At 73.2% G+C, this 26217-nt stretch carries 23 protein-coding genes and 1 pseudogene; 13 read left to right on the top strand and 11 right to left on the bottom strand.

The window, feature by feature from the left end; translation table 11 throughout:
- Positions 1-45: 45 nt before the first annotated feature.
- A complete protein-coding gene (locus ACIQ9G_RS17670; protein WP_403609964.1) occupies positions 46-285 on the bottom strand; it encodes a DUF6269 family protein in 240 nt (79 codons plus the stop codon).
- A 156-nt stretch (positions 286-441) separates the two neighbouring features.
- On the opposite strand from ACIQ9G_RS17670, the gene ACIQ9G_RS17665 reads away from it, so the two are divergent.
- On the top strand, positions 442-2019 hold the full coding sequence (locus ACIQ9G_RS17665; protein WP_403609962.1) for a tryptophan 7-halogenase: 1578 nt from the start codon (positions 442-444) through the stop codon (positions 2017-2019).
- Between the two features lie 105 nt (positions 2020-2124).
- Positions 2125-2448: pseudogene (locus ACIQ9G_RS17660) on the top strand (polynucleotide kinase-phosphatase); the annotation flags it as partial.
- Between the two features lie 35 nt (positions 2449-2483).
- On the opposite strand, the gene ACIQ9G_RS17655 reads toward ACIQ9G_RS17660, so the two are convergent.
- On the bottom strand, positions 2484-3383 hold the full coding sequence (locus tag ACIQ9G_RS17655) for a hypothetical protein (RefSeq protein ID WP_403609960.1): 900 nt from the start codon (positions 3381-3383) through the stop codon (positions 2484-2486).
- Positions 3380-4492, bottom strand: coding sequence for an SPFH domain-containing protein (locus tag ACIQ9G_RS17650; RefSeq protein WP_403609957.1), 1113 nt, complete (start codon positions 4490-4492; stop codon positions 3380-3382). The genes ACIQ9G_RS17655 and ACIQ9G_RS17650 overlap by 4 nt, the downstream gene beginning before the upstream one ends.
- A gap of 134 nt (positions 4493-4626) precedes the next feature.
- Between ACIQ9G_RS17650 and ACIQ9G_RS17645 the strand changes: the two genes are divergently transcribed.
- The 3 genes from ACIQ9G_RS17645 (at position 4627) to ACIQ9G_RS17635 (ending at position 8597) form a co-directional block, all read left to right on the top strand.
- Entirely contained in the window at positions 4627-5856 is a 1230-nt protein-coding gene (locus ACIQ9G_RS17645) for an arginine deiminase (protein ID WP_403609955.1), read from the top strand.
- Between the two features lie 141 nt (positions 5857-5997).
- On the top strand, positions 5998-7005 hold the full coding sequence (gene argF / locus ACIQ9G_RS17640; RefSeq protein ID WP_403609952.1) for an ornithine carbamoyltransferase: 1008 nt from the start codon (positions 5998-6000) through the stop codon (positions 7003-7005).
- A 113-nt stretch (positions 7006-7118) separates the two neighbouring features.
- On the top strand, positions 7119-8597 hold the full coding sequence (locus ACIQ9G_RS17635; protein WP_403609950.1) for an amino acid permease: 1479 nt from the start codon (positions 7119-7121) through the stop codon (positions 8595-8597).
- Here ACIQ9G_RS17635 and ACIQ9G_RS17630 read toward each other — a convergent pair.
- A complete protein-coding gene (locus ACIQ9G_RS17630) occupies positions 8557-9036 on the bottom strand; it encodes an ATP-binding protein (protein WP_403609948.1) in 480 nt (159 codons plus the stop codon). The genes ACIQ9G_RS17635 and ACIQ9G_RS17630 overlap by 41 nt on opposite strands.
- Positions 9037-9322: 286 nt before the next feature.
- On the opposite strand from ACIQ9G_RS17630, the gene ACIQ9G_RS17625 reads away from it, so the two are divergent.
- The 3 genes from ACIQ9G_RS17625 to ACIQ9G_RS17615 all read left to right on the top strand — a co-directional run bounded on the left by ACIQ9G_RS17625 (position 9323) and on the right by ACIQ9G_RS17615 (position 12973).
- Positions 9323-10150, top strand: coding sequence for an enoyl-CoA hydratase family protein (locus ACIQ9G_RS17625; RefSeq protein WP_403609945.1), 828 nt, complete (start codon positions 9323-9325; stop codon positions 10148-10150).
- 7 nt (positions 10151-10157) lie between these two features.
- On the top strand, positions 10158-12425 hold the full coding sequence (locus ACIQ9G_RS17620) for a bifunctional salicylyl-CoA 5-hydroxylase/oxidoreductase (protein ID WP_403609943.1): 2268 nt from the start codon (positions 10158-10160) through the stop codon (positions 12423-12425).
- Positions 12426-12556: 131 nt separating this feature from the next.
- Positions 12557-12973, top strand: a complete 417-nt coding sequence (locus tag ACIQ9G_RS17615) for a hypothetical protein (RefSeq protein WP_403609941.1) — start codon at positions 12557-12559, stop codon at positions 12971-12973.
- Between the two features lie 81 nt (positions 12974-13054).
- Here the strand turns inward: ACIQ9G_RS17615 and ACIQ9G_RS17610 are convergent, their stop codons facing one another.
- Positions 13055-13876 (bottom strand): PaaX family transcriptional regulator C-terminal domain-containing protein, encoded by an 822-nt coding sequence (locus ACIQ9G_RS17610; RefSeq protein ID WP_403609938.1) that lies wholly within the window; start codon positions 13874-13876, stop codon positions 13055-13057.
- 1 nt (position 13877) lies between these two features.
- Positions 13878-15509, bottom strand: coding sequence for an AMP-binding protein (locus ACIQ9G_RS17605; protein WP_403609936.1), 1632 nt, complete (start codon positions 15507-15509; stop codon positions 13878-13880).
- 188 nt (positions 15510-15697) lie between these two features.
- Between ACIQ9G_RS17605 and ACIQ9G_RS17600 the strand changes: the two genes are divergently transcribed.
- Positions 15698-16828 carry an acyl-CoA dehydrogenase family protein gene (locus ACIQ9G_RS17600; RefSeq protein ID WP_403609933.1) on the top strand — a complete coding sequence of 377 codons (1131 nt, stop codon included), beginning with the start codon at positions 15698-15700 and terminating at the stop codon, positions 16826-16828.
- Positions 16825-17223, top strand: a complete 399-nt coding sequence (locus ACIQ9G_RS17595) for a RidA family protein (RefSeq protein ID WP_403609930.1) — start codon at positions 16825-16827, stop codon at positions 17221-17223. The genes ACIQ9G_RS17600 and ACIQ9G_RS17595 overlap by 4 nt, the downstream gene beginning before the upstream one ends.
- 267 nt (positions 17224-17490) lie before the next feature.
- Here ACIQ9G_RS17595 and ACIQ9G_RS17590 read toward each other — a convergent pair whose 3' ends face one another.
- On the bottom strand, positions 17491-17685 hold the full coding sequence (locus tag ACIQ9G_RS17590) for a DUF5999 family protein (protein ID WP_403609927.1): 195 nt from the start codon (positions 17683-17685) through the stop codon (positions 17491-17493).
- Between the two features lie 249 nt (positions 17686-17934).
- Between ACIQ9G_RS17590 and ACIQ9G_RS17585 the strand changes: the two genes are divergently transcribed.
- The gene (locus tag ACIQ9G_RS17585) at positions 17935-18369 is read left to right on the top strand and encodes a DUF6299 family protein (protein ID WP_403609924.1); all 435 of its coding nucleotides are present in this window, start codon (positions 17935-17937) and stop codon (positions 18367-18369) included.
- Positions 18370-18403: 34 nt separating this feature from the next.
- On the opposite strand, the gene ACIQ9G_RS17580 is transcribed toward ACIQ9G_RS17585, so the two are convergent.
- Together ACIQ9G_RS17580 and ACIQ9G_RS17575 are read right to left on the bottom strand one after the other, a co-directional pair.
- Positions 18404-19948: an FG-GAP-like repeat-containing protein gene (locus ACIQ9G_RS17580; RefSeq protein WP_403609922.1), complete on the bottom strand. Its 1545-nt coding sequence runs from the start codon at positions 19946-19948 to the stop codon at positions 18404-18406.
- A 282-nt stretch (positions 19949-20230) separates the two neighbouring features.
- Entirely contained in the window at positions 20231-20698 is a 468-nt protein-coding gene (locus ACIQ9G_RS17575) for a hypothetical protein (protein ID WP_403609920.1), read from the bottom strand.
- Positions 20699-20923: 225 nt separating this feature from the next.
- Here ACIQ9G_RS17575 and ACIQ9G_RS17570 point away from each other — a divergent pair, with 225 nt between their 5' ends.
- Both ACIQ9G_RS17570 and ACIQ9G_RS17565 read left to right on the top strand, forming a co-directional pair.
- Entirely contained in the window at positions 20924-21964 is a 1041-nt protein-coding gene (locus ACIQ9G_RS17570) for a helix-turn-helix domain-containing protein (RefSeq protein WP_403609917.1), read from the top strand.
- 133 nt (positions 21965-22097) lie between these two features.
- A complete protein-coding gene (locus ACIQ9G_RS17565; RefSeq protein ID WP_403609915.1) occupies positions 22098-23954 on the top strand; it encodes a trypsin-like serine protease in 1857 nt (618 codons plus the stop codon).
- A 109-nt stretch (positions 23955-24063) separates the two neighbouring features.
- Here the strand turns inward: ACIQ9G_RS17565 and ACIQ9G_RS17560 are convergent, their stop codons facing one another.
- The gene (locus ACIQ9G_RS17560) at positions 24064-25593 is read right to left on the bottom strand and encodes a helix-turn-helix domain-containing protein (protein ID WP_403609912.1); all 1530 of its coding nucleotides are present in this window, start codon (positions 25591-25593) and stop codon (positions 24064-24066) included.
- Between the two features lie 65 nt (positions 25594-25658).
- A complete protein-coding gene (locus ACIQ9G_RS17555; RefSeq protein WP_356184207.1) occupies positions 25659-25856 on the bottom strand; it encodes a DUF4236 domain-containing protein in 198 nt (65 codons plus the stop codon).
- Positions 25857-26217: the final 361 nt, after the last annotated feature.

Genomic DNA, 26217 nt, shown 5'->3' with positions numbered 1-26217 from the left:
ACCGGCGGGCCGCGCCGCCCGCGCCCGCCCGCAGCCGCGCGCCCCTCAGCCGCAGCCGCCCGCGTGGCCCTCGTCCAGCCCGAACGTGGCGATGTAGTCGGTGTCCTCGGCCGCGCCCAGGGCCAGTTCGTTGAGCGTGTCCACATAGGCGGCCAGGAGCCCCGCCCACGGCGTCCCCGCGTCCCGCAGCAGCAGTTCCTGGTCCACCGCGGCGGCATTCTCGATCTCGGTCAGAATGGCCAGGGGGTGCCGGACCCGGGAGGGGGGAATCTTCTCGTCGAACATGTGCTCCTCCTGTTCGCTCCGGGTCCTCTTCAGGCCCCGCACCGACAGGTTCGGTCGCACTTCTGTACGCGTTCTTCGGCCCGTCCGTACGCACCGATACAGATCGCCGCAAGACGCGGTACCGCCCGAATACAGGGCCGTGCCGACGATGTCCCCATGGACAGCCGTATCGAAGAAGTCGTGATCGTCGGGGGCACCCTCGCCGGATGGGCCGCCGCCGCCCGGCTGGCCGCCGCGTTCGGGCGGACGGCCGGCCTCACGGTGCTGGAGAGTCCATCCCGCCCGGCCGCCGTGGAGAACGGCCAGGTGGTGGCCCTGGCGCCGCGGACGCAGCGGGACCTCTTCGACCGGCTCGGCATCCGGGAGGAGACCTGGATGCGGGCCTGCTCGGCGTCCTTCACCCTCGGGGCGCGACACGTCAACTGGCGCACCCCGGGCCCCGCGCGGACGGCTCCCCGGACCACCGCGGGTCACGGCCCCGACCACTTTCTCCGCCCTTTCGCGGCCCTTCCGGAATGCGAGGAGTTCCCGATCTCCGAATTCTGGCGGCTGCGCCGCTGCCGGGGAGAAACCGTCGAGCCCTACGACTACGCGTGTTTTCGTGAACCGCCTCTCTTGGACGCCCGTAAATCACCGCGCTGGCTGGACGGAAGGGCCGCCGTCCCCTACGGCTGGCACGCCGATGCCGGAATGCTCGCCCAATTCCTGCGCAGAACGGCCCTCCAGCGCTTCGGGGTGCGGGCGGTGCGGGGCGAACCGCGTTCCTGCGACCGGGACGGCGACGGCGTGATCACCGCGCTGCGCACCGCCGACGGCAACCGGCTCGCCGGGGACCTCTTCCTGGACTGCACGGGCCCCGACAGCCTGCTCCTGGCGGGGCTGCTGGGCGAGCCGTTCACCGGTCCGGGAGGCCGCCTGCTCACCGACCGGACGGTCACCGTCACCGTGCCGTACGACGCCGCCGTGGACGGCGTGGAGCCGTACGGCACGGCCACCGCCCTGCCCTACGGCTGGTGCTGGCGTAGGCCGCTGCCCGACCGCTACGGTGCCGGGCTCGTCTGCGCGAGCACCTGGACGGGCGAGGAGGAGGCGGCGCGCACCCTGCTCGCGCTGTGTGGACGGCGCCCCGGCGAGGCCGAGGTGCGGGTCCTCGCCCACCGGACCGGGGCCGCCCGCCGCCCCTGGGTGGGGAACTGCGTGGCGCTCGGCGCGGCGGCCCGGTCCGCGGACCCGCTCGCCGACGAGGAGTTCACCGACGTCCTGCGCCAACTCGACCGCCTGATCCGGGACTTCCCGTCCCGGCGGGACCGCGGGGCCCCGGCGGCGCGCTTCAACCGGGACGCCGCCGCGGACACCGCGGCGGCCTGCGACCGGGCGCAGCTCTTGTACCGCGCCGCCCCGCGCGCCGACACGCCCTTCTGGCGGGCGCAGCGCACCCTGCCGCTGTCCGACGCCCTGGCGGAGTGCCTGGAGGGCCACCGCGCGGGCCTGGCACCCGGCCCGGGCGAGGTGCCGCTGCGGGCCCTGCTGACGGCGCTAGACCCGCTCGGCGGCCGCCCGCCGACCGCCCTGCCGCACCGCCCGGACGCCCGCCGCACCGCCGACGCACACTTCGCGCGGATCAAGCGCCAGCAGGCGATCCTGCTGGAGACCCTCCCCACCGCGCACGCCTACCTGCACCGGCTGCACACCCGCCCGGCACTCGCCCCGGCGGCCGCCCTGAGCGGGGCGTGAGCGGGACGCGAGGAAAATCAAGCGTGCCCCGGAAGCGTTCTCTGTACGTTGGGCCCGGGCGCGTTCGCACGCATGTGTGAGCCCGGACAGGCCACGACGCGCGCCGGCCGCGGCGGCGAGGGCATGGTCGTCAAGCCGGCCGGCGCGCTGGTGCGCGGCCCGGAGGGCCGCCTGGTCCAGCCCGGCGTCAAGTGCCGCGGACGGGAGTACCTGCGGATCGTCTACGGTCCCGAGTACACCCGCCCGGACAACCTCGCCCGGCTGCGCCGGAGGTTCCTGAACCACAAACGCTCGCTGGCGATCCGCGAGTACGCCCTCGGCCTGGAGGCGCTGGACCGGCTGGCCGACGGCGAGCCGCTGTGGCGGGTGCACGAGGCCGTCTTCGGGGTGCTGGCCCTGGAGTCGGAGCCGGTGGACCCGAGGCTGTGACGGCCGGTGTGCCGGAGGCTGGGACGGCCGGGCCGTCAGCCCATCAGCCGCAGCCGCCGGCCGCACACGCCCACCCGCACCGACTGGCCCCACGTCAGTTCCAGGGAGTCGGCCTCCATCCCGTCGCCGAAGACGACGAGGCGCTCCGACTCGACGGTGAGGCTCAGCCGCCGCGGGCCCGGAAGGTCCCCCGCCACCAGCGAGGTGCCGGTGGCGGGGGAGGGCCAGGCCTCGCGGACGAACCACAGCAGCCGCTCCTCGGTGGGCGTGGGGAGGGGCAGCCGCCCGCCCCGCTCCTGCCACACCGACCGCAGCCAGCCGGTCGCCCCGGTGCCCGTGCCCACCAGCACCCCCGAGGAGGCCTGGGCCTCGGCGACACCCCCGTCGCCGTCGAGGCCCAGGCGGTAGCGGGCGGTCTGGTGGCCGGCCGCGCCCAGGTAGATCTCGTTCAGGGCCACCAGCCGCTGGGTGTCGTCGGCGACGGCCTCGACCATGGTGAGCTCCTCGACGTCCGCGCCCCCGGCGAGCGCGGCCGGCAGCAGGGCCGCCACGTCCCCGGGCCGGTGCCGTACCAGCACGCCGGGATTGCGGCCGGGGTCCGTGTCCACGCCGAGGACCGGCTGCCCCGCCAGGTACTTGGCGGCGTTCGCCACCAGCCCGTCCTGCCCGACCACGACGACCACGTCCTGAGGGGCGAACAGGAAGCGGTCCAGGTCGGCCCGCTCCACCCGGGTCTGCCGCCAGGTGAGCGGGATGCCGGCGGCCACCTCCGCCAGGGCCCTGTGCGTGCGGCGGTGCCGTGCGGCGACCTCCTCGACGGACCGCCCCCGGGAGGAGAGGAAGAAGGCGGCCTGGCCGTGCGTGCCGTGGTGGGCCACCAGCTCCTCGTACTCCGTGGTGCGGTGGACGATCACCGCCCGGGGGGCCAGGCTCACCCCCGCTCCCCGGCGCCGAGGCGGGCGAGCAGCCCGGTCAGCACGTCCGGCGACACGGTGACGCTGTCGATGCGCGGCAGGTTCTCGGCCAGCCGGGTGCCGGTGAGCGCGTGCAGGGTCGTCACGCCGTCCACCCCGGCCTCCCCGTGCACCCGCAGCCAGGCGGCCTGTGCCTCGGCGCGCGCCTCGCCGACCGCGCGCGCCCCTTCGGCCTCGGCGCGGGCCATGCGGACCGCCCGCGCCGCCTCCGCCTCGGCCAGCCGCTCGGTGCGCGCGGCCTCCGCCTCGGCGAGCCGTCCGGTGCGGACCGCCTCGGCCTCGGCCAGCCGTACCGTCCGGGCCGCCTCCGCGCCGGCCCGGACCGCGTCCGCCGCCGCCTGCTCCTCTGCCTCGCGGCGGGCGTTCGTGCCCCGCTGCTCGACCAGCCGCTCCTCGCGCCGGGCCAGTTCGATCCTGCTCGCGAGTTCGTTCTCGGCGATCGCCCGCTCCCGCTCCACGGCCACCGCCCGCCGTTCGTACGTCGCCCGGTCGGCCTCCTGCTGGATCTGCTCCCGGGCGGGGGTGCGCAGGGCGCGCTCGACCTCGGGTTCCGGGCGCAGCGCCACGACCCGGACGGCGACCACCTCGATGCCGGTGGCGGGCAGCCGGGGCTCCGCGGCCAGCCCCGCCGCGACCCGGTCGCGCACCGCGGTCACCCCGTCGGTCAGCGCGGCCGACAGCGGCGTACGGGCCAGGACGGCCAGGGCGTGCTCCTGGGCGGTCTCGGTGAGCAGCGTGCCCAGCTGCTCCAGGGGCGCACCGCGCCAGATGCCGGTGTCCGGGTCGACGGAGAAGTCGAGGCGGGCGGCGGCGACGGCCGGGTCGCCGACGCGGTAGGTGACCGTCGCCTGCACCGTCACGTCCTGGAAGTCGGCGGTGCGGGCGTGGAAGGTCATCGCCAGCTCGCGGTCGTCGACCGGCACCTCGGAGAGGGCCGCGGCCAGCGGACGGAACCAGAAGCTGAGCCCGGGGCCGTCGTGGACCAGGCGGCCCGCCTGGTGGTGCCGGATGTGCGCCGTGGGCGCGCCGCGCAGGTGGCGCAGGCCCAGGCGCCGGGTGATGTCGGCCATGTGGCCCCCTCCCTGATTTTCGTCGTAATGACGATAAATGGAAGCCGGACTTGTCGTCAAGGGGACGAAAACTGGCCGGTGCGGATACGGGCGAGCGGGGGGTGAACCCGGGTCCCGGTGGTCAGGATGGAGGCATGGCACTCCATGTCGACTCCGAGGCCGGGCGGCTGCGCCGCGTCATCCTGCACCGGCCGGATCTCGAGCTCAAAAGGCTCACCCCCAGCAACAAGGACGCCCTTCTCTTCGACGACGTGCTCTGGGTGCGCCGCGCGCGCACCGAGCACGACGGGTTCGCCGACGTGCTGCGCGACCGCGGGGTCGCCGTGCACCTCTTCGGCGACCTGCTGACCGAGGCGCTGGCGATCCCGGCCGCCCGGTCCCTGGTCCTGGACCGCGTCTTCGACGAGAAGGAGTACGGCCCGCTCGCCACCGACCACCTCCGGGCCGCCTTCGAGACGCTGCCCGCGCCGGAACTGGCCGAGGCCCTCGTCGGCGGCATGACCAAGCGGGAATTCCTGCAGGCCCACATGGAGCCGACCTCCGTGCGCTTCCACGCCATGGAGCTCGACGACTTCCTGCTGGGCCCGCTGCCCAACCACCTCTTCACCCGCGACACCTCCGCCTGGATCTACGACGGGGTCTCCATCAACGCGATGCGCTGGCCCGCCCGGCAGCGCGAGACCGTGCACTTCGAGGCGATCTACCGGCACCACCCCCTCTTCCGTGACGAGACGTTCCACGTCTGGTCCGAGGGGCAGGCCGACTACCCCTCCACCATCGAGGGCGGGGACGTGCTCGTGATCGGCAACGGCGCGGTGCTCATAGGGATGAGCGAGCGGACCACGCCGCAGGCCGTCGAGATGCTCGCGCACAAGCTGTTCGCGGCCGGCTCGGCCCGCACGATCGTCGCGCTCGACATGCCCAAGCGGCGGGCCTTCATGCACCTCGACACCGTCATGACCATGGTCGACGGCGACACCTTCACCAAGTACGCCGGCCTCGGCATGCTGCGCTCGTACACCATCGAGCCGGGCTCCGAGGACAAGGAGCTGAAGGTCACCGACCATCCGCCGGAGCACATGCACCGGGCGATCGCGGCCGCGCTCGGCCTGAGCGAGATCCGGGTCCTCACCGCGACCCAGGACGTGCACGCGGCCGAGCGCGAGCAGTGGGACGACGGCTGCAACGTCCTCGCCGTCGAGCCCGGCGTCGTCGTCGCCTACGAGCGCAACTCCACCACCAACACGCATCTGCGCAAGCAGGGCATCGAGGTGATCGAGATCCCGGGCAGCGAGCTGGGCCGGGGGCGGGGCGGCCCGCGCTGCATGAGCTGTCCGGTGCAGCGCGACGCCGTGGGAGCCTAGGGGGCCGGCGGGGGCGAGGCGGCCGGCGGGGGCGAAGTGGCCGGCGGGAGACCGGGCGGCCGGTGGGGGCGGACGTATATAAATTCTGAGCGTCGTATAGAATTCCATCGTCCCTGTTCCTGAACCGTTGGAGCGCCCCTCATGGCGACTGTCCCGACCGCCCTCGCCGGCCGCCACTTCCTCAAGGAGCTCGACTTCACCGAGGACGAGTTCCGCGGTCTCGTCGAGCTGGCCGCGGAACTGAAGGCCGCCAAGAAGGCCGGGACCGAGACCGCGTACCTGCGCGGCAGGAACATCGCGCTGATCTTCGCGAAGACCTCGACGCGCACCCGCTGCGCGTTCGAGGTCGCCGCCGCCGACCAGGGCGCATCGACGACGTACCTCGACCCGTCGGGATCGCAGCTCGGGCACAAGGAGTCGGTGAAGGACACCGCCCGGGTCCTCGGCCGGATGTTCGACGCGATCGAGTACCGGGGCGACAGCCAGGCCGCCGTCGAGGAGCTGGCCGCGCACGCCGGGGTGCCCGTCTACAACGGGCTGACCGACGACTGGCACCCCACCCAGATGCTCGCCGACGTGCTCACCATGACCGAGCACAGCGCCAAGCCGCTGCGGGAGACCACCCTCGCCTACCTCGGCGACGCCCGCTTCAACATGGGCAACTCCTACCTGGTCACCGGCGCCCTGCTCGGCATGGACGTGCGCATCGCGGCCCCGAAGTCGTACTGGCCCGCCCCGGAGGTCGTCGACCGCGCCCGTGAGCTGGCCGTCTCCAGTGGCGCCCGCGTCACGCTCACCGAGGACGTCGCCGAGGGCGTGGCGGGCGCGGACTTCGTCGCCACCGACGTCTGGGTCTCCATGGGCGAGCCGCAGGAGGTCTGGGACGAACGCATCGGGGCCCTCGCGCCGTACGCCGTGACCATGGACGTGCTGCGCGCCACCGGCAACCCGGACGTGAAGTTCCTGCACTGCCTGCCCGCCTTCCACGACCTCGGCACCAAGGTCGGCCGGGACATCCACGAGCGCCACGGCCTGGACTCCCTGGAGGTCACCGACGAGGTCTTCGAGTCGGCCCACTCGGTCGTCTTCGACGAGGCGGAGAACCGGCTGCACACCATCAAGGCCGTCCTCGTCGCCACCCTGGCCTGACCTGCCGTACCAGCCCGTATCCTGACCGGCGACCCCGGAGCCACCCCTTCCGCGGTCGCCGTGCGGCGCCAACCCCGTCGCACCCGCACCACCAGAAACGAGCACCACCCTCCATGCCCGCTCCCCGTATCAAGTCCCCCGCGCTCCTGGTGGCCGAATCCGGCGCCGACCGGGAAGGCCACGGCCTCCAGCGCACGATGGGCCTGTTCCAGCTGATCTGCTTCGGCGTCGGCGCGATCGTCGGCACCGGCATCTTCGTCGGCCTGTCCGACTCGGTCGCCCAGGCCGGCCCGGCGGTCGTCGTCTCCTTCGTCCTCGCCGCGATCACCTGCGTGTTCACCGCGTTCTCCTTCGCCGAGCTGGGCGGCGCGATCCCGGTCTCCGGATCGTCGTACTCCTTCGCCTACGCCGGACTCGGCGAGGGCACCGCCTTCCTGGTCGGCTGGTGCCTGCTGCTGGAGTACGGCGTCTCCATCTCGGCGGTCGCCGTCGGCTGGAGCCAGTACGTCAACGAACTGCTGCACGGCCTCACCGGCCTGCAACTGCCCGCCGCGCTCTCCGCGGGCCCGGGCGACGGCGGGATCGTGAACCTCCCGGCCGTGATCGTGATCGCGATGGCCTCCGTGCTGCTCGTGCGCGGGGTGCGCGAGAGCGCCCGCGCCACGGCCGCGATGGCGGTCCTGAAGCTCGCGATCCTCGCCGCGTTCTGTGCCGTCGGCTACAGCGCCTTCAAGGACGGCAACCTCACCCCGTTCTCCCCGGCCGGGCTCGGCGGCATCGGCGCGGGCACCACGGCCGCCTTCTTCTCGTACATCGGCTTCGACGCGATCACCACGGCCGGCGAGGAGGCGAAGAACCCGCGCCGGGACGTCCCCGTGGCGATCATGGTCTGCATGGGCATCGTCACCCTGCTGTACTGCGGCGTCGCGCTCGCCGCGATCGGCGCCGTCGGCGGCGACCAGGTCGGCGGCCGGCCCGCCGCGCTGTCCTACGTCGTCGACGTGGTCACCGGCTCCGGCGTCGGCGGCGGTGTGATCGCCTTCGGCGCGGTCGTCGCCATCGCCTCCGTGGTGCTGGCCGTGATGTACGGCCAGACCCGCATCCTGATGTCGATGTCCCGGGACGGGCTCGTCCCGCGCGTCTTCGAGAAGGTCTCGCCGCGCACCGCCACGCCCGTCGCCGGCACCCTGATCGTCGCGCTCGTCTTCGCGCTCCCGGCGGCCTTCGCCTCCCTGGACGCGGTGGTCAACCTGTGCACCATCGGCACGCTCGCCGTCATGGCCGTCGTCAACATCGCGGTGATCGCCCTGCGCCGCCGCGAGCCCGGCCTGACCCGCAGCTTCCGGGTGCCGCTCTACCCCGTGGTCCCGCTGCTCGGCGTCGCCTTCTGCCTGTACCTGATGTACGAGACCGGCTGGACGACCTGGCTCCAGTTCGCCGCGTTCCTCGCGGCCGGACTGCTGGTGTACGTCGGCTACGGCCGCCGGCACTCCCGCCTCGCCGCCCAGGCCACGGACGACGCGACGGCCGGTGCGACGGACGGGGCGGAGGTCACGCCGGACGCAGCCGGGACGGCGGCGCGGGCAGTCTGAACCACACCGCCTTGCCCGAGGAGGTCGGGCGGTGTCCGCAGGCGGAGCTCAGGGCGCGGATCAGCAGCAGACCGCGCCCGTGCTCCTGCCAGGGGTCCGGCGCCGTCAGCCCGGGACGGGTGAGGCCGCCGGGCGGCGCCGGGTCCGGGTCGTGCACCTCGACGTGGCAGCCGTTCGGCAGCAGCTCCACCACCAGCTCGATCGGGCCCCTGCCCGCGGTGTGCTCCACCGCGTTCGCCACCAGTTCCGCCGTCAGCAGCTCCGCGGTGTCGTGGTCCGCCGGGTGTTCCAGCTCGGCCAGCGCCGTACGGACCAGGGCGCGGGCCACGGGCACGGCGGCGACCGTGTGCGGCAGCGCGACGCGCCAGGAGGCGGAGGCGGAGGAGGGTTCGTGCAACGTGAGTCCGTTCGTGGCGCAGGGCGTCCCAGTGATCACCATCAGGCTGTCCTGCTTTCAACCTCAGGAATGGTACGGCGCCCGGTGCCGAAGCCTCCGGGCGGCCCCGTCCGGGGTCCGCGACCCCGGCACCGGACGGCTTACCCGGGTGAAGGGGCCCCCTCCCGCGACGGCTCCGGTCGTTACCGCGCTGTCGACGTCCCGTGACGAAGTGGCCGTCCCGGCCGCATCACGGCGGCTGTATCGCGCAGTCGTGACGACAGTCACGGATAGGTGATAACTTCGGAGGGAGAGCTCAGCGAGCCCGCCCCCGAGGAGGCCGCACGACATGAGTCCCTTCACCGGCTCCGCCGGCCGCACCTCCCCGTGGCGCCATCTGCGCGTCGACATCACCGACGGCGTCGCCACGGTCACCCTCGCCCGCCCCGAGAAGCTCAACGCGCTCACCTTCGGCGCCTACGCCGACCTGCGCGACCTGCTCTCCGAGCTGTCCCGCGAGCGGACCGTCCGCGCCCTGGTGCTGGCCGGTGAGGGGCGCGGCTTCTGCTCCGGCGGCGACGTGGACGAGATCATCGGCGCGACCCTGTCCCTGGACACGGCCGGCCTCCTCGACTTCAACCGGATGACCGGGCAGGTCGTGCGCGCCCTGCGGGAGTGCCCCTTCCCGGTCGTCGCGGCGCTCCACGGGGTCGCCGCCGGGGCGGGAGCCGTGCTCGCACTGGCCGCCGACTTCCGCGTCGCGGACCCCTCGGCCCGCTTCTCCTTCCTCTTCACCCGCGTCGGCCTGTCCGGCGGCGACATGGGCGCGGCCTATCTGCTGCCCCGGGTCGTGGGACTCGGCCACGCCACCCGGCTGCTCATGCTGGGCGAGCCGGTGCGGGCCCCGGAGGCCGAGCGGATCGGCCTGATCAGCGAGCTGACCGAGGAGGGCCGCGCCGACGAGGCCGCACAGGCGCTGGCCCGCCGCCTGGCCGACGGCCCCGCCCTCGCCCTCGCCCAGACCAAGGCCCTCCTCACCGCCGAACTGGACATGCCGCTGTCCGCCGCGGTCGAGATGGACGCCGCCACCCAGGCGCTGCTGATGAACGGCGAGGACTACGCCGAGTTCCACGCCGCCTTCACCGAGAAGCGGCCGCCCAAGTGGCGGGGGAGGTGACCCGGCGGTGAGGGTCGCGGTCATCGGCGGCGGTCCCGGGGGCCTGTACGCGGCGGCGCTGCTCAAGCGCCTCGACCCGGCCCGCGAGGTCACCGTCTGGGAGCGCAACGCCCCCGACGACACCTTCGGCTTCGGCGTCGTGCTCTCCGACGAGACGCTCGGCGGCATCGAGCACGCCGACCCGGTCGTGTACCAGGCACTGCGCGAGGAGTTCGTCCGCTGGGACGACATCGACGTGGTGCACCGGGGGACCCGGCACACCTCCGGCGGGCACGGCTTCGCCGCGCTCGGCAGGCGGCGGCTGCTGGCGATCCTGCACGAGCGCTGCCACTCCCTCGGCGTCGAACTGCGCTTCTCCACCGAGGCGCCGCACCCGGCCCGGCTCGCGGAGGCGTACGACCTGGTGGTCGCCGCCGACGGCGTGCACAGCGCCACCCGCGAGGCCCTCGCGCACGCGTTCCGCCCGCGGGTGACCGCTCACCGCTGCCGGTACATCTGGCTGGCCGCCGACTTCGCCTTCGACGCCTTCCGCTTCGAGATCGCCGAGACCGAGCACGGCGTGATGCAGCTCCACGGCTACCCCTATTCCGCCGACTCCTCTACGGTCATCGTCGAGATGCGCGAGGAGGTCTGGCGGGCGGCCGGGTTCGAGGACACCGACGAGCGGGAGTCGATCGAGCGCTGCGCCAAGATCTTCGCCGACGCGCTCGGCGGACGCCCGCTGCGCTCCAACAACTCCACCTGGACCACCTTCCGCACGGTGGTCAACGAACGCTGGTCGCACGGCAACGTGGTCCTCCTCGGCGACGCCGCCCACACCGCCCACTTCTCCATCGGCTCCGGCACCAAGCTCGCCGTCGAGGACGCCCTCGCCCTCGCCGCGTGCCTCCAGGAGCAGGACTCCCCGGAGCGGGCGCTGGCCGCCTACGAGGAGGAGCGCAGGCCGGTCGTCGCCTCCACCCAGCGGGCCGCCCGCGCCAGCCTGGAGTGGTTCGAGAACCTCGCCCTGTACCTGGACCAGCCGTCCCGCCAGTTCGCCTTCAACCTGCTCACCCGCAGCCGCCGGGTCACCCACGACAACCTGCGGCTGCGCGACGCCCGCTTCACCACGTCCGTGGAGCGCGAGTTCGGCTGCCCGCCCGGCACGCCCCCCATGTTCACCCCCTTCCGGCTGCGCGGACTGACCCTGCGCAACCGGGTCGTCGTCTCGCCGATGGACATGTACTCGGCGGTGGACGGCGTGCCCGGCGACTTCCACCTCGTCCACCTGGGCGCCCGGGCGCTCGGCGGCGCCGGGCTGGTGATGACCGAGATGGTGTGCGTGAGCCCGGAGGGCCGGATCACCCCGGGGTGCGCCGGCCTGTGGACCGCCGAACAGGCCGGGGCCTGGCGGCGGATCACGGACTTCGTGCACCGGCAGGCCCCGGGCACCGCGCTCGGCGTGCAGCTCGGCCACAGCGGGCGCAAGGGCTCGACCCGGCTGATGTGGGAGGGCATGGACGAGCCGCTGGAGGACGGAAACTGGCCGCTGGTGGCCGCCTCGGCGCTGCCGTACACGCCGAAGAGCCAGATCCCGCGCGCCCTGTCCCGGGCCCAGCTCACGGACATCCGTGAGCAGTTCACCGCCGCCGCCCGGCGGGCCGCCCGTGCCGGCTTCGACCTGCTCGAACTGCACTGCGCGCACGGCTATCTGCTCTCCGGCTTCCTCTCCCCGCTGACCAACCACCGCACCGACGCCTACGGCGGCTCGCCGGAGAAGCGGCTGCGCTTCCCGCTGGAGGTCTTCGACGCCGTCCGGGAGGTGTGGCCGGGGGAGCGGCCCATGACCGTGCGCATCTCCGCGACCGACTGGGCGGAGGGCGGGACGACGGCCGACGACGCCGTCGCGATCGCCCGCGCCTTCGCCGCGCACGGCGCCGACGCGATCGACGTGTCGACCGGGCAGGTCGTCTCCGGCGAACGGCCCGAGTTCGGGCGCTCGTACCAGACGCCGTTCGCCGACCGCATCCGGCACGAGACCGGCGTCCCGGTGATCGCGGTCGGCGCGATCTCCTCCTGGGACGACGTCAACTCCCTGATCCTGGCGGGGCGTACGGACCTGTGCGCGCTGGCCCGCCCCCACCTCTACGACCCGCACTGGACGCTGCACGCCGCCGCCGAGCAGGGCTACGAGGGACCCGGTGCCCTCTGGCCGGCCCCCTACCGGGCGGGCAGCCGCCGGCCGCAGACCGGCCGCCTGGACGCCCCCAGGCCCCGGCTGACCCTGGACGGGTAAGGCCGACGGAACGCACGGTTCCGGTCACACGTCTTCCACGCGATCCGCACGGTTCCTGAACCGCCCGTTCAGGGTCGGCTGGCTAGGTTCGGTTGGTCGATGTGAATGACCGAAAAGAGACCGAGACTGCGATGAGTGACACCAGGCCCTTCCCCGAGCCCCCCGGATACGGCTACGGCCCGCCCGCGGCCCCGGAACCGCAGTACGCGGAGCCCGCGTACCAGCCCGCGTACCAGTCGGCCGGTACCGGCCGGCAGCGCCGCGGGGACGGTTCCGGCACCCGGCGCACCGCGCTGGTCGTCCACACGGTCGCCGACGTCGCGGCGGCGTTCCTGGCGCTGTGGATCGTCCTGTACCTCTTCGAGGCCAATCAGGGGAACGTGTTCGTCCGGTTCGTCCAGGACATCGCCGATGCCCTGGCCTGGTGGTCGCAGGACATCTTCACGATGGACACGGAGAACCTCCGGGTGGTCCTGAACTACGGCCTGCCCGCGGTGATCTACCTGGCGGTCGGACACGGCGTGGCGGCCCGCCTGCGCCGTTTCTGAGGGCATCCGGAGAGCCCCGCACACCGCGGGGCGGGCCCCGCACACCGCGGGGCAGGTCTCCACACCGCGGGGCGGGCCTCTTCACACCCCGACGAACTCCGCCCCCGCGTCCCGCAGCCGCTCGTGCAGCCCGCGGAAGACCGCCGCCGAGCGGGCGCCAGGCCAGTCCCCGGGCAGCAGGCGCGCGGGCAGGCCGGGATCGGCGTAGGGCAGATGACGCCAGGAGTCCAGGGCGAGCAGGTAGTCCCGGTAGGCGTCCTCGGGCGGGGTGCCGGGGCGCTTCTCCCAGGCGCGCAGCACGCGCGCGTGGGAGTCGAGGAAGGCCTCGTGCTGCGCGGCGATCGCGGGCAGGTCCCACCAGCGGGCCACCGCCTCGGCGGTCGGCGTGTAGCCCAGGTGCTCGCCGCGGAAGAAGTCCACGTACGGGTCCAGGCCCAGCCGCTGGAGGGTGTGCCGGGTCTCCTCGTACAGCCCGGCCGGGGCGATCCACACGCCGGGCGCCGCCGTGCCGAAGCCGAGCCCGGCCAGCCGGGAGCGCAGCACGTGCCGCTTCTGCCGCTCCGACTCCGGCACGGAGAAGACGGCGAGCACCCAGCCCTCGTCCCCGGGCGGTGCCGCGGTGTAGATGCGGCGGTCGCCGTCGTCGAGCAACTGCCTTGCCTCGGCGGACAGTTCGTATCCGGCCGCGCCCTGCGCCGTACGGGCCGGCACCAGCAGCCCGCGCCGCTTCAGCCGCGACACCGAGGAGCGCACGGAGGGCGCGTCCACCCCGACCGCGGCCAGCAGCCGGATCAGCTCCGCGACGGGTACCGGCCCCGGAGCGAAGCGGCCGTAGGCGCCGTAGAACGTGACGATGAGGGACCTCGGGGCGTGCTGTACGTGCTGCTCGGACACGTTGATCATGTTAGGTCGTCGGTGCCACCGGCCCGCCCTCGGTACGCAGCCGGAACCGCTGGAGCTTGCCGGTGGCCGTGCGCGGCAGCGCGTCCATGAAGACGATCTCGCGCGGGCACTTGTACGGCGCCAGCGCCGACTTGAGATACGCGCGCAGCGCCTCCGCGTCCGGCGCGGCGCCCTCCTTCAGGACGGTGTAGGCCACCACGATCTGGCCGCGCGCCTCGTCGGGCCGCCCGACGACGGCCGCCTCCAGCACGTCGGGGTGGCGCAGCAGCGCGTCCTCGACCTCGGGTCCGGCGATGTTGTACCCCGAGGAGATGATCATGTCGTCCGCGCGGGCGACGTAGCGGAAGTAGCCGTCGGGCTCGCGGACGTAGCTGTCGCCGGTGATGTTCCAGCCGCCGCGCACGTAGTCGTGCTGCCGCGGGTCGGCGAGGTAGCGGCAGCCGACGGGACCCTGCACGGCGAGCAGGCCGGGCTGCCCGTCGGGCAGCACGACGCCGTGCTCGTCCTGCACCCGCGCGCGCCAGCCGGGCACCGGCACTCCGGTGGTGCCCGGGCGGATGTCCTCGTCGGCGGCGGAGATGAAGATGTGCAGCAGCTCGGTGGCGCCGATGCCGTTGACGATGCGCACTCCGGTGCGCTCGTGCCAGGCGTGCCAGGTGGCCGCGGGCAGGTTCTCGCCGGCCGAGACGCAGCGCCGGAGCGAGGAGATGTCGTGGTCGTCGAGCTCGTCGAGCATCGCGCGGTACGCCGTCGGCGCGGTGAACAGCACCGAGATCCGGTGCCGCGTGATCGCGGGCAGCAGCTGCCGGGCGCCGGCCTGTTCGAGCAGCACGGTGCTGGCGCCGGCCCGCATCGGGAAGACCACCAGCCCGCCGAGGCCGAAGGTGAAGCCCAGTGGGGGACTGCCCGCGAAGACGTCGTCCGGCCGGGCCCGCAGCACATGCCGCCCGAAGGTGTCCGCGATGGCCAGCACGTCCCGGTGGAAGTGCATACAGCCCTTGGGCCGGCCGGTGGTGCCCGAGGTGAAGGCGATCAGGGCCACGTCGTCGGCCGCGGTGTCCACCGCCGGATACGGCTCCTCGGGCGCCGGGCGGTTCAGCAGGTCGTCCGGGGCGTCCCCGCCGAACGTCGTGATCGCGAGCCCCGGCACCTCCGCCTTGGCGAGGTCGTCCACGGCCCGGACGTCGCACAGCGCGTGCCTGATCCGGGCGATCTCGCACATCGTGCTCAGCTCGTGCGCCCGCTGCTGGGCCAGCACGGTGACGGCCACCGCGCCCGCCTTCAGCACGGCCAGCCAGCAGGCGGCCAGCCACGGGCCGGTGGGCCCGCGCAGCAGGACGCGGTTGCCGGGGACCACGCCGAGGTCGCCGGTGAGGAGGTGCGCGATCCGGTCGACGCGGGTGCGCAGCTCGCCGTAGGTCCAGCTCTCCCCGGAGGCGAAGTGGAACGCCGGGCGCCCCGGATCGGCGTGGTCCATCAGCTCGGCGGCGCAGTTCAGCCGGGTGGGGTAGCGCAGCTCCGGCAGGTCGAAGTGGAGCTCGGGCCACTGGTCGGGGGGCGGGAGGTGGTCGCGCGCGAAGGTGTCGACGTGGGCCGAGGTCGTCGGGCCGGTGCCGTCCCTGCTGGGGTCCATGGCGGGTCGCCCCCTTGCCGTGGTGGGCCGCCCTGGCGGGCGTCGTGGTGGGCTCGCACCCGGAGCGTATCGTGTTGGTGACGACAGTCAATGGTGCGCGATAACGTCAGGGGAGCCGCGTTCCCGCCGGGCGCCCGTGAACCGCTCACGGGCACCTCACGGGGGCCTTCGGGGAGAGAGGACCGGCCATGCCCGCCTTCGCGCTCGGACCGGAACGAACCGCCTGGTGCGCCGAGTTGCGCGCCCTGGCCGCCGACCGGCTGCGCCCGCTCGCCGAGAAGGGCGAACCCGGACGCGTCAACCGCCCGCTCGTCGCCGAACTCGGCCGGCTCGGGCTGCTGGAGCGCCTGTTCGCCTCCGGCGCCCTGGACCTGTGCCTGATGCGGGAGTCCCTCGCCCGCGCCTGCACCGAGGCCGAGACCGCCCTCGCCCTCCAGGGCCTCGGCGCCCACCCGGTGCACGCCCACGGCACCCCCGCCCAGCGGGAGAGGTGGTTGCCCCTCGTGAGCGAGGGCAGCGCGGTGGCGGCGTTCGCGCTCAGCGAGCCGGGGGCGGGCTCGGACGCGGCGGCGCTCTCCCTCACCGCCCGGCCGGACGGCCCCTCCCGCTGGCGGCTCACCGGCGAGAAGTGCTGGATCTCCAACGCCCCCGAGGCCGACCTCTACACCGTCTTCGCCCGCACCACACCCGGCGCCGGGGCCCGCGGCGTGACCGCCTTCCTGGTCCCCGCCGACCGCCCCGGCCTCACCGGCAGTGCCCTGGAGATGCTCTCCCCGCACCCCATCGGCGCCCTCCGCTTCGACGGCGTGCCCGTCACGGCGGACGACGTGCTGGGCGAGACCGACCGCGGCTTCCGGGTCGCGATGGGCACCCTCAACCTCTTCCGCCCCAGCGTCGGCGCCTTCGCGGTCGGCATGGCCCAGGCGGCGCTGGACGCGACCGTCGCCCACACCGCCGGACGGGACGCCTTCGGCGGCCGCCTGAAGGACCTTCAGGCCGTCGCCCACCAGGTCGCCGAGATGGCGCTGCGCACCGAGGCCGCCCGCCTGATGGTCTACGCGGCGGCGACGGCGTACGACGAAGGCGACCCTGACGTCCCCCGGCGCGCGGCGATGGCCAAGCTGCTCGCCACCGAGACCGCGCAGTACGTCGTCGACGCCGCCGTCCAGTTGCACGGCGCGCGCGCCCTGCGCCGCGGCCACCTGCTCGAACACCTCTACCGCGAGGTGCGCGCGCCCCGCATCTACGAGGGCGCGAGCGAGGTGCAGCGCGGCATCATCGCCAAGGAGCTGTACGCGACCCAGGAGGACGGCCAGTGACCGCCGAACGTGTGAACCCGCCCGAGCTGTCCCCGCCCACCGGCTTCTCGCACGCCGTCGTCGCCTCGGGCTCCCGCCTGGTGTTCCTGGCCGGCCAGACCGCCCTCGACACCGACGGCAAGGTCACCGGCGAGACGCTGCCGGAGCAGTTCCGGCGGGCCCTCGCCAACCTCCTCACCGCGCTGCGGTCGGCGGGCGGCACCCCCGTCGACCTCGCCCGCGTCACCGTCTACGCCACCGACGTCGCCGCCTACCGCGTGCACGCCCCCGAACTGGGCGCGATCTGGCGCGACCTGGCGGGCCGCGAGTATCCCGCCATGGCCGTCGTGGAGGTCGTGCGCCTGTGGGACGAGCAGGCGATGGTGGAACTCGACGGCTTCGCGGTGCTGCCCTGACCCTCCGGGTCGGGCGGACAACGGCAGTCCGGCGTACGGGCCCAGGGTCTAACATGCCGTCATGCCCGAGATCCGGCTCTCGGCGGGGACCGTCGAGTACGAGGACACGGGCGGCGACACTCCTCCCGCGGGGGCGTCTGGTGGAGATCGACGACAGCCGGACGCTGATCGCCGAGGACCGGCCGGAACGACTCGCCTCCGTACTACGGGAGTTCGTCGCGAGGACGGAGTAGTGACCGGCGGCAGCGGTCGGGCGGGTCGGGCGGGTCAGGCGGCCATGGCGAGTCGCTGCGCGGGCCCCCGGTGCGGCGCGACCACCCTGCCGTCGGGCAGCAGCTCACCGGTGTCGTCGAAGACGATCGCGCCGTCGCACCGCAGGCTCCAGCCCTGCTCGGGGTGGGCGGCGACGATGTGCGGGGCGCCGGAGTCGGCGGCGGGGCACGAGAACCGGTGGGAACACATGGCGCACCTCCAGATCGGCCGGACGGCCGGTACGACCGCCCGTACCTCCGACCATGCGCCCGTCCCGGGCCAGGCGGAACGGGCCGCCGCGAAGCGTGACAACACGCGGACACGGCAAGGACCGTTCACCGACGTTCGGGGCGGGACCGGGGCGGACGCGCCACCGAAGGGGTGAGGATCACGGCCGCCGGTGTGGGCGCCGGGTACCAGTGGAAGCCTCCGTTCCAGTCACCTCCGGGAGGTCCTTCCATGCCCGTACGCCGTCCCTGCCTCGGCGCCCTCGGCGCGGTCGCCGCCGCGCTGCTGCTCGCCGCGCCCGCCGCCCCCGCGACCGCGGACCCGTCCGAGACCGTGACCGTCGACCCGGCGGGCCGTCTGGCGGCGGACGGCACCGTCATGCTTTCCGGCACCTACCGCTGCACCGGAGCCATGGGCGTCGCCTTCGTCAGCTCCTCCGTCGGCCAGGGCTCCTCCACCACCCAGCAGGGCATCGGCGGTACCCGCGCCGTGTGCGACGGCGCCGAGCACCGCTGGGTGAACACCGGGCTGCCCTCCGCCGAGGAGCTCCGGGCCGGCCCCGCCCGCGTCGAGGCGACCGTCACCGAACTCGCCCCGAGCGGCCTGCTTCTGCTCCCCCGCTTCCACGCGGTGAGCCGGCAGGACGTGACGCTGACGAACGGCTGACGCGCCGGGGCCCCTCAGTCGGATCCTGCCGGGGTCACGGCGCCAGCGTCTGCCCGAGACGGGCTCCGGGGGGTGTCCCCAGGGCGGTCGCGCGCAGGGCTACGGTCCGGGCGAGGCCGAAACCGGTGCGCTCCACGGGGACGAACAGGAGCAGGCCGTCGCCCGAGTCCTCGCCCTCCGCGCCCAGGACGAGGCCGGCGCGTCCGGTGCCGGACAGGTCCGCGAGGGCCACGGCGGAGCCGAACCTGTCGCCCCTCTCGGTCGAGTCCAGGACGCCGGGGGTGTCCTGGCAGAGGGTGAAAGAGCCCGAGACCGTCGGACCGGTCGCGGTGCCCCGCAGAAGGGTGGCCTGACCGGCGCCGGCGCGGCGGACTCCGTCGCGGGTGAAGGCCTCTCCGGGCGCGCCGACGAGCACGTCCGCGTGACCGTCGGCGTCGACGTCGCCGACGGCGACCGAGGCGCCGAAGGCGACACCCGGCCGGTCGGCTCCGGCCACACCGACACCGTCCTGGCGGATGACCTTCAGGCCGTCCGTGGTGAGGCCGTGCGCGGTGCCGAGCAGCACGGAGACCTGGCCGCCGGGCGCACCGCCGGACTCGGAGGCATATGGCTGGCCGACGACGATGTCGTCGTAGCCGTCGCCGCTGATGTCACCCGCGGCGAGCGACCGGCCGCCCTTGACGGCGAGGGTCCCCGCCTCGGTCAGGCCGGTGGCCGAGCCCGCGAACCGGACGACGCGCCCCACACCGCCCGCGTCGAGGTAGGTGAGGGCGACGTCGGCGTAGCCGTCCCGGTCGAAGTCGCCGCTCACCGCGTCCGGACGAGCGACCGGGCCGGTGGCGCCGGTGAGGGTGCCGGAGGTGGTGGCGCCGCCGGTCAGGCGGACGTTCCAGCTGCCGCCGCGGCCGGTGCCGGCCGAGAACACGTCGGCCTTGCCGTCGCCGTCGAAGTCGCCGACCGCGACCGCCGAGCCGAGCCTCGCCCCGGCCGCCCCCGGGGTGCTGTACGAGAAGCCGCTGTCGAGCCCCGGGCCGTACAGCACGGTGACCGCGCCGCGGTCGGCGTGCCCGCTCGTGCCGTCCTTGCCGGGGGCGCCGATCGCGAGGTCTGCGTAGCCGTCGCCGTTCACGTCGCCCCAGGCGGTGGCGGCGCCGAAGCCGTCACCGGGCTCGCTCGAGCCGGGGACGCCCGGGCTGTTCTGGGTGAGCGTCCTCCCGGACCTCGCCGCCGGGCCGTCCGCGCCGCCCGGGACCACCGTCACCGAGCCGGCCCGGGGAGTACCGGCGGCGAGGTCGGGGACGCCGTCGCGGTTGTAGTCGGAGGTGGGTGGAGCGGGGTGCGGGCGTGCCCGCCCCGGCGGGGCAGGCACGGTCTCCGCGCTGCGCCCCGGCGGGGCAGGCGCGGTCTGAGCGGCCCGCCCCTTCGACTGCCCGGCCCGCACCGCGGGTCCGCCCGCGGGCGCCGCCTGCGCCGGAGCCACCGGAGACGCGACGGCGTACGTGACGGCCCCCGCCCCGCTCGCCAGGACCACCCCGCCGGTCAGCCACACGCTCCCCGTCAGTCCGGCTCCCCGCCACACACGCCTTCTCCGGCGACCCACAGCCCACCCCACGTCAGTTCCGTGTACGCACCACCCTTCTGGGGCGGTATCTGATCAAGCGCACAGACCCGGCCAGACGTCACACCGCGCCCCAGAGGACGCTGATGCCCCAGAGGACGCAGAGGAACCCACCTCCCCCCCCACACCACCTCCCCGGGCCTTTCGCCCGGGGCGCGCTTCCATCCCCTCGGCCGAGCCGCGGGCACACGACCGTGCCCTGCGGCTTCCCCGAAGCCGCAGGGCACGAACTCGCCGCCCCGGTCAGCGAATGCGCTTGGTGATCCAGCCGCTCCAGTGACCGTTGGCGTACCGGTGGTCGTAGTAGCGCTTGCCGTTGAGGCCGATGCAGGTGACGTTGAACGACCAGCCGCGGGTGTCCCAGACGTCCATCGAGTGGTGCCCGGGCTTGGTGCAGTAGCCGTTGTCCAGGTGCTTCCAGCCGCTCAGCCCCGAGCGCGAACTCCACTGGGTGTAGGCGCCCTTGTTCGTGCCGATGACGAAGGCCTGCCAGTACCCGTTCGGCAGCTTGATCTTGACGTCGCTCTTGCAGTAGAACGTGCCGCCCCACGGCTTGGCGTAGTGACACCAGCCGGAGGCGGATACCGACTTGCCGGTGGGGCCGCCGGCCGCGGGTGCGGCCGAGACCTGTGACGACGCCAGCAGCGGCGTCACGGTGACCGCGAGACCGCCGGCGAGCAGTGCCGACCGGCGCAGCAAGGACGAGGACATTTCACGCGCTCCTTTTCCAGACTCATGCACTTCGTGCGCATTGCACTTCACGTACTTCGCCGGAGGGCGCACAGCACCGATCCGGTACGCACGATGCTCCCGGCGCCGGAGCCGGGTGTCGTTGGCCGCCCGCGCACAGTTGTTGGCGTGGAGCGCACTGTCGCCCGGCGCGGGCGCCCGAGCAGAATGCATCCGGACCGATTCACCACAAACGGGGGCTTTCTCGTGGAATTGCTCTTCGACACCGCCGCCTTACCCGAACGCGACCGTGCCGCGGCATGGATGGACACCACCGCCCGCGCGCTGGTCACCACGGACTGCAGGCTGCTGGACGTGGCGCGGTTCCGGGCGCGCCTGCACACGACGGCACTGGGCGCCGGCCGCCTCAGCGTCATGTCCTACGGTCCGTTGCGGTCCCTGCGGACGCCCGGACTCATCCGGCGCTCGGACCCGGAGCACTACCAGGTGGCCGTCATCCTCAGCGGGCGCCAGCGCCTGGAACAGGCGGGCAACCGCGCCCTGCTGCACCCGGGCGACATGGTCTTCTACGACACCTCCCGTGCCTTCGACGCGCGGGTCGAGCCCGATGAGACCGATGACTCCGGCTCGGAGTCGCTGCTCCTGCAGTTCCCGCGGCGGCTGGTGCCCCTGGCGGAATCCGACCTCGCCCGGCTGCTGGCGGTCCCGCTGCCCGGACGCCAGGGCATCGGACGCGTCATGAGCAGGTTCCTGACCGACCTGGCGGCCGAACGGCCCCGGTGCGGCCCGCAGGACCTTGCCCGGCTGGGTTCCACCGCGATCGACCTGGCGGTCGCCCTGCTGGCCCACCACCTGGGCGACGAGCACGCCGGCGCGCCGTCCCGCTCACCGCGCGAGGTGCTGTTCCTGCGCGTCACGACCTTCGTCGAGCAGCACCTGCACCACCCGGAGCTGACACCCGCCGCGATCGCCTGGGCCCACCAGATCTCGCCGCGCTACCTGCACCGGATCTTCCAGGAGCACGGGACCTCGGCGGCTGCCTACGTCCGGGACCGGCGGATGGACCGGTGCCGACGCGACCTGAGCGATCCGGGCATGCGCCACCTGCCCGTGCGGGCCATCGGGGCGCGATGGGGCTACCCCGGCCCGTCCGAGTTCAGCCGCGCCTTCCGCACCGCGACGGGCCTGCCGCCCGGCCGGTACCGCGATCTGGCCCATGCCGCGTGCCTCGACGGCCGGTTGCCCTCCGCACCAGCCCCTCGGCCGGCTGCGGCTCCCGGTCGGTGACAGGCGCGGAGGACACGAAGGGCCGTCCCGCAGACCGTCCCCTGTCACTCGAGTAACAGGAGACAGCCCTTTGGCGCAGACAGGGAGGGCGCACTCTGCGCCCTTCCAGGTCACGTCTCATGGGGGGACTTCCTTGACCACACCCCTGTCCGGCAGAGGCCGTCACAGACGCCGGATACGCATCGTCCTGCCCGTCGCCGCCGCGGGCGCCGCCGTGGCCGTCACCGCCGCGCTGCTGACCGCCTCCGCGGGCGCCGCCACGGCCTCGGCCTCGCCCACCGTCAAGCCGAGCACCAGCTCCGCGTCGCTCACCGAGCTGACGGACCGCATCTCGGGCGCGCTGGCCACCGACAAGGACTTCAAGAAGGCGTCGAAGACCAAGGACACGAAGTCGGGCGGATCGGGCACGTCGTCCACGTCCTCCACCTCGTCCGGGTCCTCGTCCACCTCGACGACCAGCCCGATGATCATCGGCGGCACCACGACGAGCATCACCTCGGCGCCGTGGATGGCCCAGCTGTGGTACTACGACGACAAGGGCACCAGCGACACCGGTGACGACGTCGGCTTCTTCTGCGGCGGCACCGTCGTGGCGCCCACGAAGATCCTCACCGCCGCGCACTGCGTCAAGGGCTACGACTGGCACGCGAGCGGCGCCATCCTCACGGGCACCGACCAACTGCCCACCACCGACAGCTCCGACAACACCGACCTGCACGGCGGCACGGTCTCGGGCGTCTGGCGGCAGTGGAACCACCCGTCGTACAGCGCGACCACCATCGACAACGACATCGCCGTCCTGACGCTGCCGAACCCGATCAGCGCCACGCCGATCCGCATGGCGACGTCGACCGACACGGCGTCGTACGCGGCCGGGACCAGCGCCAAGCTCTACGGCTGGGGCCGCACCAGCTCCACCAGCAACGACATCTCGCAGACCCTGAAGACGGCGACGCTGCCCATCCAGTCCGACACCACGTGCGCGGGCTACTACGGCAGCGACTTCGTCCAGGGGCACATGGTCTGCGCCGGCCAGCCGGCGACCGGCAGCGACTCGGGGACCACCTCGGCCTGCAACGGCGACTCCGGCGGTCCGCTGATCGTGGGCGGCCGCGTCGTCGGCATCGTCTCCTGGGGTGTGAAGGACTGCGTGGCCGAGGGCGCGTACAGCGTCTTCACCAAGGTGCGGACGTACGTCGGCGCGGCCTACCCGCGCATCGACGACACCAACCTCAGCGGTGACCACAAGGCCGACCTGTTCGTGCGCAACAGCTCCACGTACACGGGCTACGAGAAGGACTCCACGGGCACCTCGTTCGCCACCCGCCAGTCCTGGGGCAGCTTCAAGGGCTACAACACGATCCTGCAGACGGACCTGGACCGGGACGGCTACCAGGACTTCGTGCTGCGCCGCAGCAGCGACGGGGCGGTCTTCTGGCTGCACTACATCCCGGCCACCCAGAGCTGGGGCACGAAGCAGATCTTCAGCGACTGGAGCACCCGCAAGTTCACCGTCGCCCCCGGCGACGTCACCGGCGACTACCTGCCCGACCTGCTGTCGGTCGACTCCGCCGGCTACCTGTGGATCTACCCCGGCCAGGGCAACGGCTCCTTCGCCACGCGCGTCAAGGTCGGCTCCGGCTGGGGCCAGTACAACTCCCTGCGCGGGCACGGCGACTTCAACGGCGACGGCAAGGCCGACCTGATCGCCCGCAACAAGAGCACCGGCTACGTCTACCTCTACCGCGGCACCGGCACCGCCGGCTCCGGGGCGTTCTCCACCCGGCTCCACGTCCGCACCTGGACCAGCGACTACAACGCCTTCGACGCCGTGGGCGACATCACCGGCGACGGCAAGGCCGACTTCCTGACCCGCACCAAGGGCGGCACGCTCTACCTGTACAAGGGCACCGGCCAGGCGTCCAGCTCCATCTTCGCCACCAGGATCTCGGTCGGCACCGGATTCCAGCAGTACGACATCTGGGGCTGAACCCCCGGGTGAACGGGGTTCGCCCCGCCGGCATCACGACGCGCTGTGCCCGACCTGCTCCCAGGCCGGGCACAGCGCGTCGCCGCGTTCCCCCGCGGCCCGCGGCCCCTCAGATGTCCCGGAAGATCTCGATCTGCGCCCCGATCGAGTTCAGGCGCTCGGCCAGGTCCTCGTAGCCGCGGTTGATGACGTACACGTTGCGCAGGACCGACGTGCCCTCCGCCGCCATCATCGCCAGCAGGACGACCACGGCGGGGCGCAGGGCCGGGGGGCACATCATCTCGGCGGCGCGCCAGCGGGTGGGGCCCTCGACCAGGACGCGGTGCGGGTCGAGCAACTGCAGGCGCCCACCCAGGCGGTTGAGGTCCGTCAGGTAGATGGCGCGGTTGTCGTAGACCCAGTCGTGGATCAGCGTCTTGCCCTGCGCGACGGCCGCGATGGCCGCGAAGAAGGGGACGTTGTCGATGTTCAGGCCGGGGAACGGCATGGGGTGGATCTTGTCGATGGGCGCCTCCAGCTTGGAGGGCCGGACGGTGAGGTCCACCAGCCTGGTGCGGCCGTTGTCGGCGACGTACTCCGGGCTGCGGTCGTGGTCGAGGCCCATCTCCTCCAGGACCGCCAGCTCGATCTCCAGGAACTCGATCGGCACCCGGCGCACCGTCAGCTCCGACTCGGTGACGACGGCGGCGGCCAGCAGGCTCATCGCCTCCACCGGGTCCTCGGAGGGGGAGTAGTCCACGTCGACGTCTATGGTCGGCACGCCGTGCACGGTGAGGGTGGTGGTGCCGATGCCCTCGACGCGGACGCCGAGCGCCTCCAGGAAGAAACAGAGGTCCTGGACCATGTAGTTGGAGGACGCGTTGCGGATGACGGTGACGCCGTGGTGGCGGGCGGCCGCGAGCAGAGCGTTCTCGGTCACGGTGTCGCCGCGCTCGGTCAGCACGATCGGCCGGTCCGGGCGGACGGAGCGGTCCACCACGGCGTGGTACTGGCCCTCGGTGGCCGCCACGTCCAGCCCGAACCGGCGCAGCGCGATCATGTGCGGCTCGATGGTCCGCGTCCCCAGGTCGCAACCGCCCGCGTACGGCAGCATGAAGCGGTCCATGCGGTGCAGCAGCGGCCCGAGGAACATGATGATGGACCGCGTGCGGACGGCGGCCTCGGCGTCGATGGCGGCCATGTCGAGCTCGGCCGGCGGCACGATCTCCAGGTCGGTGCCGTCGTTGATCCAGCGGGTGCGGACGCCGATCGAGCCCAGCACCTCCAGGAGGCGGTACACCTCCTCGATCCGCGCCACGCGGCGCAGCACCGTGCGCCCCCTGTTCAGCAGTGAGGCGCACAGCAGTGCCACGCACGCGTTCTTGCTCGTCTTCACGTCGATGGCACCGGACAGCCGCCGGCCGCCGACCACGCGCAGATGCATCGGGCCCGCGTAGCCCAGCGACACGATCTCGCTGTCGAGAGCCTCACCTATCCGGGCGATCATCTCAAGGCTGATGTTCTGATTGCCGCGCTCGATGCGGTTGACGGCGCTCTGGCTGGTGCCCAGTGCCTCGGCGAGCTGCGCCTGTGTCCAGCCCCGGTGTTGCCGGGCGTCACGGATGAGCTTGCCGATACGTACGAGGTAGTCGTCTGCCATGAGGCTGAGGTTATCTCAGATATGAGATGGCACCTCTTGTGGGGGGCCAGACGGGTGAGGCGCCGTCAGTGACGCTTGGCGGAATGGGTGCTGCGCCACCCGAAAGGTCCCGGCAAATCCATCGATGTCGTACGACGTCCGGTGCTGCTGTGCGTGTGCTTCGGCCCGTTCTTCCCGCCGGTCGTGATGGACCAGGACCGCTTGTTGATGTTCAGCCGCACCCCCGGAAGGATCCGGAAGCTCTTGCGGAAGGTGAGCCCCATGAGTGTCTCCGTTCTGAAGTCGTGCACAGCGGGCGATTTCAAGTGGTGCCGGCTTGCCCCGGCTCACCCCGCATACCCCCGTCCAGCCTGCTCATGGCACAACTCCCGTGCGGCACACGCGAGAACGCCCGGGCCGGCGGTCCGGCGCCGATCCGCGAGGGGCGCGAACGGTGTGGGTGTGCGCGTGCTCAGGCGCGGCGGCGCGAGGCCGGGCATGACCATCCGGCGCCCATGTACTAGAGTTATCTCGACATCGAGATATCTGCCAAGGCGCACCGCAGCCGCCACCTTGGTAAGGCTTGCCTAACTAAGGCTTACCTTAGCGGATTGGCCGAGATGCCGTGGCGGCAGGATCGTGGTG

Source organism: Streptomyces sp. NPDC096152 (genome assembly GCF_044763235.1).
In the GTDB taxonomy this organism is placed as follows: domain Bacteria; phylum Actinomycetota; class Actinomycetes; order Streptomycetales; family Streptomycetaceae; genus Streptomyces.
This window is presented reverse-complemented; position numbering and strand designations above follow the sequence as displayed.

What these genes read in the sequence shown, in the direction of transcription:
- ACIQ9G_RS17670 (WP_403609964.1), bottom strand. Translation starts at nt 285, where the DNA reads ATGTTCGACGAGAAGATTCCCCCCTCCCGGGTCCGGCACCCCCTGGCC.
- ACIQ9G_RS17665 (WP_403609962.1), top strand. Translation starts at nt 442, where the DNA reads ATGGACAGCCGTATCGAAGAAGTCGTGATCGTCGGGGGCACCCTCGCC.
- ACIQ9G_RS17650 (WP_403609957.1), bottom strand. Translation starts at nt 4,492, where the DNA reads ATGGCCGACATCACCCGGCGCCTGGGCCTGCGCCACCTGCGCGGCGCG.
- ACIQ9G_RS17645 (WP_403609955.1), top strand. Translation starts at nt 4,627, where the DNA reads ATGGCACTCCATGTCGACTCCGAGGCCGGGCGGCTGCGCCGCGTCATC.
- argF (WP_403609952.1), top strand. Translation starts at nt 5,998, where the DNA reads ATGGCGACTGTCCCGACCGCCCTCGCCGGCCGCCACTTCCTCAAGGAG.
- ACIQ9G_RS17635 (WP_403609950.1), top strand. Translation starts at nt 7,119, where the DNA reads ATGCCCGCTCCCCGTATCAAGTCCCCCGCGCTCCTGGTGGCCGAATCC.
- ACIQ9G_RS17630 (WP_403609948.1), bottom strand. Translation starts at nt 9,036, where the DNA reads ATGGTGATCACTGGGACGCCCTGCGCCACGAACGGACTCACGTTGCAC.
- ACIQ9G_RS17625 (WP_403609945.1), top strand. Translation starts at nt 9,323, where the DNA reads ATGAGTCCCTTCACCGGCTCCGCCGGCCGCACCTCCCCGTGGCGCCAT.
- ACIQ9G_RS17615 (WP_403609941.1), top strand. Translation starts at nt 12,557, where the DNA reads ATGAGTGACACCAGGCCCTTCCCCGAGCCCCCCGGATACGGCTACGGC.
- ACIQ9G_RS17610 (WP_403609938.1), bottom strand. Translation starts at nt 13,876, where the DNA reads ATGATCAACGTGTCCGAGCAGCACGTACAGCACGCCCCGAGGTCCCTC.
- ACIQ9G_RS17605 (WP_403609936.1), bottom strand. Translation starts at nt 15,509, where the DNA reads ATGGACCCCAGCAGGGACGGCACCGGCCCGACGACCTCGGCCCACGTC.
- ACIQ9G_RS17600 (WP_403609933.1), top strand. Translation starts at nt 15,698, where the DNA reads ATGCCCGCCTTCGCGCTCGGACCGGAACGAACCGCCTGGTGCGCCGAG.
- ACIQ9G_RS17590 (WP_403609927.1), bottom strand. Translation starts at nt 17,685, where the DNA reads ATGTGTTCCCACCGGTTCTCGTGCCCCGCCGCCGACTCCGGCGCCCCG.
- ACIQ9G_RS17585 (WP_403609924.1), top strand. Translation starts at nt 17,935, where the DNA reads ATGCCCGTACGCCGTCCCTGCCTCGGCGCCCTCGGCGCGGTCGCCGCC.
- ACIQ9G_RS17575 (WP_403609920.1), bottom strand. Translation starts at nt 20,698, where the DNA reads ATGTCCTCGTCCTTGCTGCGCCGGTCGGCACTGCTCGCCGGCGGTCTC.
- ACIQ9G_RS17560 (WP_403609912.1), bottom strand. Translation starts at nt 25,593, where the DNA reads ATGGCAGACGACTACCTCGTACGTATCGGCAAGCTCATCCGTGACGCC.
- ACIQ9G_RS17555 (WP_356184207.1), bottom strand. Translation starts at nt 25,856, where the DNA reads ATGGGGCTCACCTTCCGCAAGAGCTTCCGGATCCTTCCGGGGGTGCGG.